Genomic DNA, 14,443 nt, shown 5'->3' with positions numbered 1-14,443 from the left:
GATATGACGTCTTCCTGTATCTTCGCCATCAGGACGCCTCTCACCTGCGCGCCCGTGGCGCGAGACGGAAGGAGATCACGTGACGAACCGGAAGGGCACCACCCCCGGCGAAGCGGACGACAACGACCGCCCCCGGCAGGAGGACGAGAGCCGCGGACCCGTCCCCTGCACCGACAACTTCTTCCCGCACCCGAAGAGTCCGCGGGAGGGGCACAGGAGGATCGACTGGTACAAGTCGGTGGGGCGGAGCAGCAGTGTCCGGGTCCGGGATCACACTTGTGAGTGCACGCCGACCATCTACGAGTTGTGCGCCGCCGGTGGGCGGGCGCACATCCGCCGTACGGAGCGGACCGCTCAGGGCGAGCGGGTCACCGAGAGCCCGTGGCTGCGCACCGCCCTGGTGACGGCCCTGTGGCGCGACCTCCTCGAAGGAGACGCGCGGTAGCGCGCGCGGACGGAGCGCGTCAACGTACGGTCGGCGTATGAGCGTTGCGGATCGAGAGCTGCGTCCCGAGGACGGGCGTGCCGGTCGCGTCCGCTTATGGCGTCGGGGGAGGGGCGGCGCGGCGGACTGGCGTCGGGGGAGGGATGGGGCGGCGGTCTGGCGTCGGAGGTGGGGCGGGGTGGCGGTCTGGCGTCGGGGGAGGGGGCCGGCGGTGGGCGCCGTGGTGGTGGCGGTGCTGCTGGTCTTTCCCGGGGTCGTGCCGAACGCCGTGGGCAATCTCGGCAGCCTGCTGGAGACCTTCCTGCCCTGGGCCGGCCTGGCCGTGCCCGTGCTGATGGTCGTGGCCCTGCTGCGGCGTTCGGTCCCGGCGCTGGTGTCCCTGGTGGGGCCCGTCGTGGCCTGGGGCGTTCTCTTCGGCGGGCGGCTGCTGCCCGCCGAAGGGGAGGCGGCGTACGACCTGACCGTGCTGCAGCACAACGTCGACGACGCGAACCCCGACCCCGAGGGGACCGCGCGCGCCCTTGCCGCGGCCGGGGCGGATCTCGTCGCGCTGGAGGAGCTGACGCCCGAGGCCCTGCCCGTCTACCGGGCCGTGCTCGGGGCCGGTCACCCCCACCACGCGGTCGTGGGCAGCGTCGGGCTCTGGTCGCGCCACCCCCTCGTGGACTCCCGGCCGGTGCACATCAGGCCCGCGGGGGTCGACGCGGACTGGAACCGGGGGATGCGGTCCACCGCGCGCACCCCGTACGGCGACGTGGCCGTGTACGTCGCCCACCTGCCCTCGGTCCGCCTCCGCCTGCCGGAGGGCTACGACACCGCCCGGCGGGACGAGAGCGCCGCCGCCCTGGGCGCGGCCCTCGCGGCGGAGACGCTGGACCGGGTGATCCTCCTGGGCGACCTCAACGGCGCCCTCGACGACCGCGGCCTGGCCCCGCTCACCTCCCGGATGACCCCGGCGGAGGAGGGGTTCGGCTTCAGCTGGCCCGCGTCCTTCCCCGTCGCCAGGATCGACCACGTCCTGACCCGCACCGCGACCCCCGTCACCACCTGGACCCTCCCCGCCACCCCCAGCGACCACCTCCCGGTCGCGGCCGGCATCGCATTCTGAACGGGAAGGTTCCAGAGGGGCAGGGCAAAAGACGGTGTGTCAGTGGTTCCCTGGTGAGCCGAGTCGGGTCGGCATGACGTTGACCTGCAGTTGCTTGATCACGCTTGTGTGGCGTGGCTGTTGAAACGTGATTCTGGTCACGTGGCGGGGCTGGATGGAGCCGATCTTCGGGGTGGTCTGACAGTGCTGTTGGGTTGTGAATCGGTCGGGCCTGTCGGGGTTTCGGGTCGTTCGTCGTGATCATCGTGTGACCTGCACAGACGCCTCAGAGATCACTTTGGTTTACCTGCGCATGGGGGAAACATTCCGATTTAGATGACAAATCGGTATCGGCCCCGACAGAATGCGGTGCCATCCAGCGTCTACCGCAACTGGAGGACACCCCCATGCGTAGACCCCTTGGGGTACTCGCCGCATCCGTGAGCCTGGCAGCGATCGCCGTGCCGTTGAGCGCATCGCAGGCTGCCGCGGCCACGGAGACGGCCCGCTGTCGGGTCGCTGTGGCCAAACCGCACGTCAACGACACGCTGAAGATCGAAACCGCGGCCGCCCGACGCGGCTGTTTCACCTCTGCGCTGATGCGCATCCGTATCAACCGCGCCGTCCCGGGCCCCGACCCGGTGGTCAAGAGCGGCGCCACCCGGAAGGGCCGCCTCACGCTGAAGCTCGACTGCCGGCCGGGCACGTACTACGCGACCGTCACCGACTACCGCGGCCACACCGCCAGGTCCAAGGCCGTCCGGCTGACCTGCACCCCGGGCAGCGGCGCCCCCACGCCGGTCCCGAGCCCGACCGCCCCGGGCACCCCCAGCACGCCTCCGGCGTCCGGCGGCAGCGTGGGCACGGCCGTGGAGAACCAGGTCGTGACGCTCACCAACGCCGAGCGCGCCAAGGCGGGCTGCGGGCCGCTCAAGCACGATCCCAAGCTGTACGCGGCCGCTCGCGGGCACTCGGCCGACATGGCGGCCAAGAACTACTTCGACCACGACTCCCAGGACGGCCGCTCCTTCATGGACCGCATCAAGGCGGCCGGCTTCACGGGCGGCTCCGCCTGGGCCGAGAACATCGCCGCGGGCCAGCGCAGCGCCGCCGAGGTCGTCCGCGGGTGGATGAACAGCCCCGGTCACCGGGCCAACATCGTGAACTGCGCCTACGACCTCATCGGGGTCGGCGCGGTGCAGGACTCCCGGGGCAAGATCTACTGGACCCAGGACTTCGCCGCCAAGTGATCCGGCCTCGGCCAAGAAGGCGCCGAGGCGGCGCCGAACTTCTGCGCCGTCCGGTGCTTCTGCACCGCTCGGTGCTTGCGTGCCGGCCGGGACCTTGCGGGCGGGCGGATCAGAGCGTGGCGCGGAGTCTCGCCATCTCCTCCGCGATCGTGGTGACCGTCCAGTGGGCGTTGAGGCCGCTCGGGTTCGGCAGCACCCACACCCGGACGCCGCCCACCGTCTCCGGCTGCGGCCCGATGACGGACTTGGGGCGGGCGAAGGCGGTGCGGTAGGCCGAGATGCCCAGGACGGCCAGGACCTTCGGACCGGCCTCGGCCACCTTGGCGGCCAGGGCCTCTCCGCCGGCCACCAGTTCCTCCCTGGTCAGCTCCGACGCCTTGGCGCTCGGGCGGGGCACGATGTTGGTGATGCCCAGCCCGTACGAGGGCAGCAGGTGCTGCTCGGCGGGCGCCAGCAGGCGCGGCGTGAATCCGGACAGGTGCAGCGCCGGCCAGAAGCGGTTGCCGGGGCGGGCGAAGTGGTGTCCGGTGGCCTCGGACATGAGACCGGGATTGATGCCGCAGAACAGCACATCCAGGGAGGGGCCCAGCACATCGTTCAGCACGTGCCGGAGGGTAGCCGATCCCGGCCACTGCTCCGGCGAAACCCACCCGGCCCGCCCCGTCGAGAAGCCACGTCGTCGTGACCTTTCACGCCGGGGTGGCCGGGCGGGTGGATCATGCCGCGACGCAGCGGGTGGATCATGCCGCGGTGCAGCGGGTGGATCATGCCGCGACGCAGCGGGTGGTCAGCCCATGTCCTCCAGTTTGCGGCCCTTGGTCTCCTTGACCCACTTGGCCACGAACAGGAACGACAGCAGGGCGAACAGGGCGTACATCGCGTACGTGGTCGGCAGGTTCCACTCCGCCAGGGCCGGGAACGACACCGTGATCAGCCAGTTGGCGACCCACTGGGCGGCGGCCGCGACGCCGAGGGCGGCGGCGCGGATGCGGTTGGGGAACATCTCGCCGAGCAGCACCCAGACGACCACGCCCCACGACAGCGCGAAGAACAGCACGAACACGTTGGCCGCGACCAGCGCGATCGCGCCCTGCGGGTCGGGCAGCGAGACCGCCTCGCCCTGGCCCCGGGCGAAGCTGAACGCCCAGGCCGCCGTGGCGAGCGCGATCGCCATCCCGGCGGAGCCGATCATGAGCAGCGGCCGGCGGCCGAGCCGGTCGACCAGGGCGATCGCGATGAACGTGCCGACGATGTTGATGATCGAGCTGGAGAAGCTGATCAGCAGGGAGTCGCTCTGGTTGATGCCGACCGACTGCCACAGCACCGACGAGTAGTAGAAGATGACGTTGATGCCGACGAGCTGCTGGAACATCGAGAGCACGATGCCGATCCACACGATCGGCAGCAGCCCCATCGCCTTGCCGCGCAGATCCTTCAGGCCGGGCACGCGTTCGGTGCGCAGCACGTGCTGGATCTCCGAGATGCGGTTGTCCAGGTCCACGTCGTCGCCCTCGACCTCGGCCAGCACCTCCCGCGCCCGCCGGGTGCGTCCGGACATGATGAGGTAGCGGGGCGACTCGGGGATGTTCAGGGCGAACAGCCCGTACAGCAGCGCGGGCACGACGCACGCGCCCAGCATCCACTGCCACGCCTGCAGCCCCCACAGATGGTTGTTGACGTCCCCGCCGGCCAGCCGCGCGATCACGTAGTTGACGAGCTGCGAGACCGCGATCCCGAGCACGATGGCGAGCTGCTGGAACGAGCCCAGCCGCCCCCGGTAGGCGGGAGGGGCCACCTCGGCGATGTACGCCGGCCCGAGCACCGAGGCCATGCCGATCGCGAAGCCCGCGATGATCCGCCACAGCGCCAGGTCCCAGATCGCGAACGGCAACATCTGGCCGATCGAGCTGACCGCGAACAGCAGCGCCGCCACCTGCATCGACCGCGTGCGCCCCCACCGGTCGGCCAGCCCGCCGCCCGCCCAGGCGCCCACGGCCGAGCCCAGCAGCGCGATGGCCACCACGAAGCCGGTCTCGACCGAACCCACCTGGAAGTGCTTCTGGATGCCGACCACCGCGCCGTTGATGACAGAGCTGTCGTATCCGAACAGGAACCCACCGATCGCCGCGGCCGCCGTGATGAAGACGACGTGCCCGAGATGCTCATGATGGGTGTATTGAGTAGCCATGCAGGTCCCTCCCCCGGATGATCAGGGGAGCTACCCGACGATTACCCTCCTATGCTCATCAAAGCCGGGGATCCACCGGCTCGGACTCCAGGGCGAGCACGGCGAAGACCGGCTCGTGCACCCGCCAGCCCGCCTCGCCCTCGGCCAGCCGCGACAGCGCCTCCAGGCCCAGCGTGTACTCGCGCAGCGCCAGCGACCGCTTCTTACCCAGGAAGCGCCGGCGCAGCACGTCGAGCGACTCGGTGTAGTCGGGGCCGTAGATGATGCGCAGGTATTCGCGCCCGCGCACCTTGACCCCCGGCTGCACCCGGCCCGGTGTGTACGCGGCCGGCTTGACCACCATGCCCTCGCCGCCCGCCGCGGTCATCGACTCCCACCAGGCCGTCGCCTCGGCCCTCGACTCCGGCGAGTCCAGCGTGACGAAGACGTGCCGGGTGGCGGTGATCAGCGGCGAGTCCAGCAGCGCCAGCGTGGCCAGGTGCCAGGCGTGCGGCTCCAGCGCCGTGGCCCGGCCCTCGCAGGCCAGGATCTGGAACGGCGCCAGCCGGACGCCCTCCAGCCCGTCGGTCGGCCAGCAGTAACGGGCGTAAGCGTCGCGGAACAGGGCAGCGTTGCCGGAGCGGCGCCGGGCGCGGTCCAGCAGATCGCCCACACCCAGCCCGCGCCCGGCCGCCGCCTCCAGCGCCGCGACCGCCTCCGGCAGCGCGGCGCGGGCCGCCGCCCCGACGGAGGCGTACTGCGACCTGATCAGCTCGCCCGCCTTCGCCGACCAGGGCAGCAGCTCGCAGTCGAGCACCACCCAGTCGGAGCCCAGCTCGGCCCAGAGCGGCTCGCACGCCTCGCGCAGCCGCTCGACCAGCGGCGCGGTGTCGGCGAAGAACGGCCGCCCGGTGCGCGTGTAGACGGCGCCCGTGCTGCCGCCGTCCACCCCGAACCTGGCCGCCGCCACCTCCGGGGTCCGGCACACCACGGCCACGGCCCGCGAGCCCATGTGCTTCTCCTCGCACACGACCTCGCGCACCCCGGCGGCGGCGAACTCCTCGAACGCCTCGTGCGGGTGCTCCAGGTAGCCGTCGAGCCGCGAGGTCTCCGGCGGGGCCATGGTCGGCGGCAGGTAGACCAGCCAGCGCGGGTCCACCGAGAACCGGCTCATGACCTCCAGCGCGGCCGCGGCGTTCTGCTCCATCACCTTCACCCGCGTGCCGAACCTGGTCTCGACGTGCCGGGTGCCGATCACGTCGTTGATGTCCAGCGTGCCGGGGTCGCGGCCGGCGGCGGCGGACAGCGGCTTGGCCGGTTCGTACCAGACCTTCTCCGCCGGGACCTGGACGATCTGGCGCTCCGGGTAGCGCAGCGCGGTCAGGTGGCCGCCGAACACCACGCCGGTGTCCAGGCAGATCGTGTTGTTGACCCACTCGGGGCGGACGGTGGGCGTGTGGCCGTAGACGACCATGGCCCGGCCCCGGTATTCGTCGGCCCAGGGGTAGCGGACCGGCAGGCCGTACTCGTCGGTCTCGCCGGTCGTGTCGCCGTACAGGGCGAAGGCGCGCACGCGGCCCGAGGCGCGCCCGTGGTACTCCTCCTTCAGGCCCGCGTGCGCCACGACGAGCCGGCCGCCGTCCAGCCGGTAGTGGCTGAGCAGGCCGTCCATGAACGCCTTGGCCCGCGCCACGAACTCCGGCGGCTCCGCGGCGAGCTGGTCCAGCGACTCCCGCAGGCCGTGCGCGACCTTGACCTTGCGGCCGTTCAGCGCGCGCACCAGCTTCTGCTCGTGGTTGCCGGACACGCAGATCGCGGCGCCGGCCTCGACCATGTCCATGACCAGGCGCAGCACGCCCGGCGTGTCGGGGCCGCGGTCCACCAGGTCGCCGACGAACACCGCCGTGCGGCCCTCCGGGTGGCGCCACCCCTGCCCGTCGGCGCGCCAGCCCAGCTCGCGCAGCAGCGTCTCCAGCTCCGAGCGGCAGCCGTGCACGTCGCCGATGATGTCGAACGGGCCCGTCAGCTCCGTCTTGTCGGACCACGCCTTCTCGTACGTGATCACGGCCTCGTCGATCTCCGCCGGTCCGCGCAGCACGTGCACCCGCCTGAACCCGTCGTTGGAGATCTTGCCCAGCGAGCGCCGCAGGTCCTTGCGCTGCCTGATCACCACGCCGGGGCCGAAGTCGCGGTCGGGGCGGGCGGCGTTGCGCTCGATCGCCACCTCCTCCGGCACGTCCAGGACGATCGCGTCGGCCAGCACGTCGTGCCGCCTGGCCAGGTCGATCAGGCTCTTGCGGGCGGCGTACTGGACGTTGGTGGCGTCGACCACCGTGAACAGACCCCTGGCCAGGCGCACGCCGACGATGTGGTGCAGCAGGTCGAACGCCGCCGGGGTGGCCGCCTGGTCGTTCTCGTCGTCGGAGACCAGGCCGCGGCAGAAGTCGGAGGAGATGACCTGCGTGGGCTTGAAGTGCCTGCGCGCGAACGTGGACTTGCCGCTGCCCGACACGCCGACGAGCACCACGAGGGACAGCTCAGGAACGCTGATCACGGGTGAACACTCCCATCTGGGTCGGCGGGCCGACCTCGGGGTCGTCGTCGCCGACGGGCTCGAAGGCGACCTGGTAGCCGTACTGTGCCGCCACCCGGGTGGCCCAGCCGGCGAACTCTGCCCGGGTCCACTCGAAGCGGTGGTCGGGGTGGCGCAGCCCGGTCAGGAACTCGTAGCGCACGTTGTGCTCGATGTTCGGCGTGGTGACGAGCACGTGGCGGGGCTTGGCGCGGCCGAACACCACCTGTTCGAGCGCGGCCAGGCGGGGCGGGTCGACGTGCTCGACCACCTCCATGAGGACGGCGGCGTCGTAGCCGGACAGCCTCTTGTCGGTGTACGTGAGCGAACCCTGGAAGAGCGTGAGCCGGGCGCGCTTGGCGTCGGGCATGCGGTCGAGGCGCAGCTTGCGGGCGGCGATGGTGAGCGCCATCGGCGAGACGTCCATGCCCGCGACCCGGGCGAACCTGGGCCGGGCCAGCAGCGCGCCGACCAGCTCGCCCTGGCCGCAGCCGAGGTCGATCACGCTGACCGCGCCCAGCTCCTCAAGCCTGCCGACGACGGCTTCCCGCCGCAGCGTGCTGAGCGGCCTGGCCTTGGGCGCGGGCCCCTCGACCGCCGCGCCGGCCCCCGCCGCCGCGTCCGTCCCGTCTGCGGTGTCCGTCCCGTCTGCGGTGTCCGTCCCGTCTGCGGCGTCCGCGTTGGCGGCCTCCGTGTCGGCGATCTCCGTGTCGGCGGCCCCGGCGTCGGCGGCCCCGGCGTCGGCGGCCCCGGCGTCGGCGGTCTCGGCGTCGGCGGCCTCGGCCACGGCCTCCGCTTCGGCGGCGGCGGCCTCGTCGGAGGCGGTCACCTCGGCCGGCGCGTCCTCCTCGACCGCGGGCTCCAGCTCCTCCTCGGTCTCGTCGCCCAGCTCCGCCAGCCGCGACAGCGCCGTGCGGGCCAGCGCCCAGCGGCGTCCCAGGTAACGCCGGGTGATCAGGCCGCGCTCCGGATGGCGGCCCAGCCAGCCCCCGCCGGCCCTGATCAGCTTGTCCACCTCGTCGGGCGCGACCCAGTAGTGCTTGCCGTCGTCGAGCACCGGCAGCAGGACGTACAGGTGGTTGAGCGCGTCGGACAGGCGGGCGGTGCCGCGCAGGGTGAGCCCGACATAGCGGGACTCGCCCCACTCGGGAAAGCCCTCGTCGAGCGGCACGGGCCGCGCGTCCACCTCCCACCCGAGCGGCTCGAACACCCGCCGCGCCAGCTCGGGCCCGCCCCGGCAGGGCAGCGCGGGCAGCCGCAGTTCCAGCGGCAGCGGGGTGCCGGGCAGCTCGGGCCTGGCCTTGCAGCGGCCGGCCCGCGCCGTGCGGAACACGTCGGCCAGCGCCACCGCCAGCAGCGAGGAGGCGGCGTAGGGGCGGTCGTTGACGTACTGCGAGAGGCTGAAGTCGGGGGAGTTCTTGCCGCGCGACCTGACCAGCGCGATCGGGTCGACCTCGAGCATGAGCGCCGCCGTGCAGCGCTCCTCGCCCGCCTCCGGATAGAACACCGTGGCCGTGCCGAACGACTGGCCGAACTCCTGCACGCGCTCGGGATGCTTGTGCAGGAGAAAGCCCAGGTCGGTGGCGGGTCTGGCGGTGGTCGTGATCGTCAGCAGCACGCCCCAAGTCTGCCGTAACCGCTCGAATCCCCGCCAACCGATTAACCGCCGCCGGAAAGCCACCTCACGTGCGGCGACCGCGCCATGTCAGGAGGCCATCCGGTGCGGGGCGGTCACGCCATCCGGGGGAGCACCTCGGCGGCGATCAGTTCCAGGTGCTCCAGGTCGCCCAGGTCGAGGATCTGCAGGTAGAGCCGCTCGGCGCCCAGCTCGGCGAACCTGCCGATCTTCTCGACCACCTCGGCGGGCGTGCCGGCCAGGCCGCTCTCGCGCAGCTTGTCCGGGTCCTCGCCGATGGCCGCCGCGCGCCGCTCGACCTCCGCCCGGTCCGAGCCCACGACGGTGGTCTGCGCCGCCGAGAACCGCAGCGTCCGCCCGGTCGCCTCGCACGCCTTGCGCACCCGCTCGAACGCCTCACCGGTCTCGCCGGGAGTGTGGAACGGCACGTTGTACTCGTCCGCGTACGTCGCCGCCAGCCGCGGCGTGCGCTTGGCCCCGAACCCGCCGATGATCACCGGCGGCCGCGGGCGCTGGGCCGGCTTGGGCAGCGCGGGGGAGTCGGCCAGGCGGTAGTAGCTGCCCTCGAAGGAGTAGCTGCCCTCCGCCGCCCACAGACCGGTCAGGATCTCCAGTTGCTCCTCGAAACGGCCGAACCGCTCGCCCACCGGCGGGAACGGGATGCCATAAGCCGCGTGCTCGCCGTCGTACCAGCCGGTGCCGAAGCCCAGCTCCACCCGTCCGCCGCTCATCTGGTCCACCTGCGCCACGCTGATCGCCAGCGGCCCGGGCAACCGGAACGTGGCAGGCGACACCAGCGTGCCCAGCCGGATCGTGGACGTCTCCCTGGCCAGCCCGGCAAGGGTGATCCACGCGTCGGTCGAGCCGGGGCCCTGGTCGCCGGGGCCGATGCGCTGGTAATGGTCAGACCGGAAGAAGGCGTCGAAACCCAGCCGTTCGGCTGTCTGGGCAACGGCGAGCAGGTCGTCATATGTCGCGCCCTGCTGGGGTTCGGTGAAGATCCGCAGCTTCATGGTCCACATTATCCGCACACTTCGGACGCGAACCGGAAAAGACCCGCGCCGCGCCGTACGGGCTTGCTAGCGTTCACCCGCCGGCGCCGTACGGGCTCGCCGCCGTTCACCGGCGAGTGCGAGGCGTAACCGACCGACCACGCCGACCGACCACCTGGGGTGGCCCATGACTCGGCACAGAAGGGGGCCCGGCCTGCTCCCGCGGCCCCTCGCCCTGCTCGGAGCGCTCGCGCTCGCCGCGGGCACCGCCGCGGCGGTGCGCCTGCTGCCCGAGGGCGCCGCGCCCTCGCCCGAGCCCCCGCCCGCGCGTCCGCCCGTCGCGGGCCCGCCCGTCACGGCCTCGCCGGCCGAACGGCCGCGCACCGCGTTCGTGGCCTTCGTCGACACCGCCCGCGAGCCCGCCTTCGACCTGCCCGCCTACTCCCGCCGCACCGGCGTCCGCCAGTACGCGCTCGGCCACCTCGTCGCGGGCGGCGACGGCTGCGCCCCCCAGTGGAGCGGCACCCTCGCGCCCGTCCGCGACGGGACACCGGCCGAGCCCGGCGGCGGGCCCGGGCGGTACGAGCCGGAGGCCGATCTGGTGGCCCACGGGACGCCCCTGCCCGCCCCCGCCGTGAGCGCGGTGGCCGGGCGGGAGGGGCTGCTCGATCCGGGGCGGAATCCGGTGGCCGGCCGGATCGGGCGGCTCAGGGCGCTGGGCGGGGACGCCGCGCCCGTCTTCGGCGGCCCCGCCGGCCGGGAGCTGGCCGCGACCTGCACCAGGCCGGGCGGGCTGGCCGCCGCCTACCGCCGCGTCGTCGGCGCGTTCGGCGCCGCCGCGATCGACTTCGAGGTGCGCGACAGCGCCGACCGGGCCGCGGTGCTGCGCCGGGCGCGCGCCATCCACGCCGTGCAGCGCGAGCGGCGGCTGCGGGTCGGCTTCACGCTGCCGCTGAGCCGCGACGGGCTGGCCGGCAGTGACGTGGCGATGCTGCGCGCCACCCGCCTGGCGGGCGCCGAGGTCGGCACGGTCAACCTGCTGGTCCCCATCCCGCCGGGCGGCGCCCGCCTGGGCCGGACGGCGGCGGCCGTGCGGGCGGCGGCCGGGCAGATCGCGCGGGCCCAGGGCCTGGCCGGCCCCGCGGAGGCGTGGCCGCGCATCGCGCTGACCCCCGTGCTGTCCGGCCCGTACGACCTGAGCGAACGCGACGCCCGCACGCTGGCCGGTTACGCCGCCCGGCAGGGCCTGGCCTGGTTGTCGCTACGCGGCGTCTCCCCAAAGCCGGACGTATCCCGAATTCTTTGGCGAAGTCCTCCCTGAAGATAGGATTCCGCTGACCAGGGAGGTTTGAGTCAGCAGGGGGAGGGGCCTGATGGCCGCACGGCCAGAGACCGCGAGGAAGCTCCTGCTGTACTGGATGGACGGCTCGATCGTGCTCGTGTTCGTCCTGCTCGCCATCTTCACGGTCGGGATCGCGGCCGAGGGCCGAATCTCCCTCCTCCGGATGGCGGTGGTGCTGGCGCTGCTGGTGGGCTTCTCCGGGCTCTATCCCTTCATCCTGCGCGAGGCGTTCGACCGCCGGCCCGAGCCCACCCGCAAGCTCATGGTCGCGGGGGTGCTCGTGGCGGGGCTGGCCGTGCTCGTGCCGCCCGCCCAGGAGATGACGGCCCCGTGGGTGAGCGCCGTCTCGTTGTGGTTGTCGCTGGCCGCCCTCTATCTCAGGCCGCGCGCCATCGCCGCGCTCATCGCGGTGACGATGATCCTGGTCACCGGCTACCTCGTGCTCGTCACCGGCGCGTCGTGGCCGAGGCTGCTGATCGGTGAGACGGCCACCGCCGTCATCCTGACGGGGACCATGCTCCTGTGGCGCTGGATCTGGTGGGCGATCAGGGACGCCAACCGGAGCAGGGAGGCCAGGGCCCGGCTCGCCGTGGCCGAGGAGCGGCTGCGCTTCGCCCGCGACCTGCACGACCTGCTCGGGCGCAGCCTGTCGGTCATCACGCTGAAGAGCGAGCTGGCCGCCAAGCTGGCGACCAAGGACGCCGGCCGCTCGGCCGCCGAGATGGCCGCGGTGCGCGAGCTGGCCGCCGACGCGCTGGCCGAGGTGCAGCAGGCGGTGCACGGCTACCAGCACCTCGACCTGGACGAGGAGCTGGCCGGGGTGCGCGCCGCGCTGGAGGCGGCCGGGACGAGCTGCGTGATCGAGGCCAGGACCGACGGCCTGTCACCGGCGGCCAGGACCCTGCTCGCGTGGGCCGTGCGCGAGGGCGGCACGAACATCCTCAAGCACAGCTCGGCCACGCGGTGCGCGATCAGGATCGACGGGGGCGTGCTGGAGATGGTCAACGACGGGGTGGCGCGGTCGCCGGCCAGGCCCGGCAACGGCCTGCACGGCCTGGCGGAGCGGCTGAACACGGCCGGTGGCTCGTTCTCCGCCGAGCCCACCCCGAGCGGGGAGTTCCTGCTGCGCGCGGCGGTGCCGGCATGAGCCTGCTCGGCCGGCTGTGGAACGCGCCGAAGCTCACCAAGATCCGCTGGGTGATCGAGTACTGCACGGACGTCATCCTGATGTTCCCGCTCGTCGGCTACTTCGACCTGTACATACGCCACCAGGAGGGCGGCGTGGCCCTGCCGCTGATCGCGGCCGGCGTGGTGCTGCTGCTGACCTTCAACGTGCTGAGCACGAGGCCGTTCCGGATCGCCGTCAGAGGGGGGAAGCGGCCCACGGCCATCCTGGCGGTCACCGGGGTGATCGCGCTGCTGCTGGGCCTGGCCGGGCAGATGTGGTCGATCCCCACGTGGGTGGCGCTGCTGGCGGCCTTCCTGCCCAAGCGCGCCGGGCTCGCGCTGGCCCTGGCCTCGATCGCGGGCTTCAACCTCTACCTCTGGTGGCTCGGCGGGTGGAACGTCGCCCTGATGATCGTGGTGCAGAGCCTGTTCACGGTGATCAGCGTCGGCGGGGTCTGGGCGAACCTGGCGCTGTGGCGGCTGACGCTGGTGGCGCACGAGGGGGAGGAGGCGCTGGCCAGGCTGGCGGTCTCGGAGGAGCGGCTGCGCTTCGCCCGCGACCTGAACGACCTGCTCGGGCAGAGCCTGACCGACGTCGCGGCCAGGGCCGAGCACGCCCGGCGCACGCTGGCCTCGGACCAGGAGGCGGCGGCGGCCGAGATGTTCGAGGTTCGCGACCTGGCCAAGCGGTCGCTGCGCGAGGTGCGCACCGTCGTGCAGAACTACCGCGCCATCGACCTGGACGAGGTGCTGGCCAGCGTGCGGGCGGTGCTGGAGGCCGCCGACGTGCGCTGCACGGTGCGCGCCGAGACCGGCTCGCTGTCGCCCGAGACCCGGACGCTGCTGGCCACCGTCGTACGCGAGGGCGCGACGAACGTGCTCAAGCACAGCAAGGCCGAACGCTGCACGATCACGATCGAGGATGGAGTGCTGGAGATGTCCAACGACGGGGTCAACGGCCCGGTGGGCGAACACGCGCCCAACGGCCTGGCCGGGCTGGCGCAGCGGCTGCGGGCGGCCGGCGGCACTCTGGAGGCGCGGCCGGACCAGGCGGGCCGCTACCTGCTGCGGGCGGCGGTGCCAGCGTGACCACCCGCGTGCTGCTGGCCGACGACGAGCACCTGATCCGCGGCGCCATCGCCGCCCTGCTCGACCTGGAGGACGGCATCGAGGTCGTGGCCCAGGTGGGCCGCGGCGACGAGGTCGTGGCGGCCGTCGCCGAGCACCGGCCCGACGTGGCCGTGCTCGACATCGAGATGCCCGGCATGGACGGGCTCAGCGCGGCCGAGCGGATCAGCTCCCAGTGCAAGATCGTCATCCTGACGAGCCTGGGCCGCCCCGGCTACCTGCGCCGGGCGATGGCGGCCGGGGTCAGCGGCTTCCTCGGCAAGGACGCCTCGGCGGAAGAGCTGGCGATGGCCATCCGCAAGGTCCAGTCCGGCGGGCGCTACCTGGACGCGGAGCTGGCCGCGGCGGCGATGGCCGCGGGGGACAGCCCGCTGACCGAGCGCGAGCGCGACGCGCTGCGCCTGGCGGGCGAGGGCGCCGCCATCGCCAGGATCGCCGCCGAGCTGCACCTGACCGAGGGCACGGTGCGCAACTACCTGTCCAGCGCCATGACCAAGCTCAACGCCCAGAACCGCCTGGAGGCCATCCGCACCGCGCAGCGCATGGGCTGGCTCTGACGCCAGGCATTTCGCCACAGAAGGGGTGTCCGTTCCGGCACTGAGGGCCGGGCGCTTCCGGGTTGTACTCATCTCCGGCCGCCGATTCAGGCGGCCGGCA

12 protein-coding genes are annotated in these 14,443 nt (G+C 72.8%); 7 read left to right on the top strand and 5 right to left on the bottom strand.

The window, feature by feature from the left end:
* Nucleotides 1-79: 79 nt before the first annotated feature.
* From IO39_RS52100 to IO39_RS00480, 3 genes are all read left to right on the top strand, one after another.
* Nucleotides 80-445 (top strand): hypothetical protein, encoded by a 366-nt coding sequence (locus IO39_RS52100; RefSeq protein ID WP_052422285.1) that lies wholly within the window; start codon nt 80-82, stop codon nt 443-445.
* 178 nt (nt 446-623) lie between these two features.
* The gene (locus IO39_RS00485; RefSeq protein ID WP_052422284.1) at nt 624-1,553 is read left to right on the top strand and encodes an endonuclease/exonuclease/phosphatase family protein; all 930 of its coding nucleotides are present in this window, start codon (nt 624-626) and stop codon (nt 1,551-1,553) included.
* Nucleotides 1,554-2,131: 578 nt separating this feature from the next.
* Entirely contained in the window at nt 2,132-2,782 is a 651-nt protein-coding gene (locus IO39_RS00480; protein WP_211266849.1) for a CAP domain-containing protein, read from the top strand.
* A gap of 109 nt (nt 2,783-2,891) precedes the next feature.
* Here IO39_RS00480 and mug read toward each other — a convergent pair whose 3' ends face one another.
* The 5 genes from mug to IO39_RS00455 form a co-directional block, all read right to left on the bottom strand.
* Complete coding sequence (mug, locus tag IO39_RS00475) at nt 2,892-3,386, bottom strand: G/U mismatch-specific DNA glycosylase (RefSeq protein ID WP_043614052.1); 495 nt, start codon at nt 3,384-3,386, stop codon at nt 2,892-2,894.
* Nucleotides 3,387-3,569: 183 nt separating this feature from the next.
* Nucleotides 3,570-4,970, bottom strand: a complete 1,401-nt coding sequence (locus tag IO39_RS00470; RefSeq protein ID WP_043614049.1) for a sugar porter family MFS transporter — start codon at nt 4,968-4,970, stop codon at nt 3,570-3,572.
* 58 nt (nt 4,971-5,028) lie between these two features.
* Complete coding sequence (locus IO39_RS00465) at nt 5,029-7,503, bottom strand: polynucleotide kinase-phosphatase (RefSeq protein ID WP_043614042.1); 2,475 nt, start codon at nt 7,501-7,503, stop codon at nt 5,029-5,031.
* Nucleotides 7,487-9,139, bottom strand: a complete 1,653-nt coding sequence (locus tag IO39_RS00460) for a 3' terminal RNA ribose 2'-O-methyltransferase Hen1 (protein WP_043614039.1) — start codon at nt 9,137-9,139, stop codon at nt 7,487-7,489. Before IO39_RS00460 ends, IO39_RS00465 begins: the two co-directional genes overlap by 17 nt.
* A 113-nt stretch (nt 9,140-9,252) precedes the next feature.
* Nucleotides 9,253-10,170, bottom strand: a complete 918-nt coding sequence (locus tag IO39_RS00455) for an LLM class F420-dependent oxidoreductase (protein WP_043614036.1) — start codon at nt 10,168-10,170, stop codon at nt 9,253-9,255.
* Between the two features lie 166 nt (nt 10,171-10,336).
* On the opposite strand from IO39_RS00455, the gene IO39_RS00450 reads away from it, so the two are divergent.
* The 4 genes from IO39_RS00450 to IO39_RS00435 are packed head-to-tail and all read left to right on the top strand — an operon-like array spanning nt 10,337 to nt 14,343.
* Entirely contained in the window at nt 10,337-11,470 is a 1,134-nt protein-coding gene (locus IO39_RS00450; protein WP_043614032.1) for a glycoside hydrolase family 18 protein, read from the top strand.
* A 52-nt stretch (nt 11,471-11,522) separates the two neighbouring features.
* On the top strand, nt 11,523-12,638 hold the full coding sequence (locus tag IO39_RS00445; protein WP_052422282.1) for a sensor histidine kinase: 1,116 nt from the start codon (nt 11,523-11,525) through the stop codon (nt 12,636-12,638).
* Nucleotides 12,635-13,747 (top strand): sensor histidine kinase, encoded by a 1,113-nt coding sequence (locus tag IO39_RS00440; protein WP_052422281.1) that lies wholly within the window; start codon nt 12,635-12,637, stop codon nt 13,745-13,747. The genes IO39_RS00445 and IO39_RS00440 overlap by 4 nt, the downstream gene beginning before the upstream one ends.
* A complete protein-coding gene (locus tag IO39_RS00435) occupies nt 13,744-14,343 on the top strand; it encodes a response regulator transcription factor (protein ID WP_043614029.1) in 600 nt (199 codons plus the stop codon). The genes IO39_RS00440 and IO39_RS00435 overlap by 4 nt, the downstream gene beginning before the upstream one ends.
* The last annotated feature ends 100 nt before the right edge of the window (nt 14,344-14,443 follow it).

Source organism: Nonomuraea candida (assembly GCF_000725485.1).
GTDB classification, from domain to species: domain Bacteria; phylum Actinomycetota; class Actinomycetes; order Streptosporangiales; family Streptosporangiaceae; genus Nonomuraea; species Nonomuraea candida.
The sequence above is the reverse complement of the archived record's forward strand: the minus strand, read 5'-3'. Positions and strand labels throughout refer to the sequence as shown.

Bases quoted from the DNA above. Each gene is read 5' to 3' on its own strand.
- IO39_RS00480 (WP_211266849.1), top strand. From the start codon at position 2,132: ATGCGCATCCGTATCAACCGCGCCGTCCCGGGCCCCGACCCGGTGGTC.
- IO39_RS00470 (WP_043614049.1), bottom strand. From the start codon at position 4,970: ATGGCTACTCAATACACCCATCATGAGCATCTCGGGCACGTCGTCTTC.
- IO39_RS00455 (WP_043614036.1), bottom strand. From the start codon at position 10,170: ATGAAGCTGCGGATCTTCACCGAACCCCAGCAGGGCGCGACATATGAC.
- IO39_RS00450 (WP_043614032.1), top strand. From the start codon at position 10,337: ATGACTCGGCACAGAAGGGGGCCCGGCCTGCTCCCGCGGCCCCTCGCC.
- IO39_RS00445 (WP_052422282.1), top strand. From the start codon at position 11,523: ATGGCCGCACGGCCAGAGACCGCGAGGAAGCTCCTGCTGTACTGGATG.
- IO39_RS00440 (WP_052422281.1), top strand. From the start codon at position 12,635: ATGAGCCTGCTCGGCCGGCTGTGGAACGCGCCGAAGCTCACCAAGATC.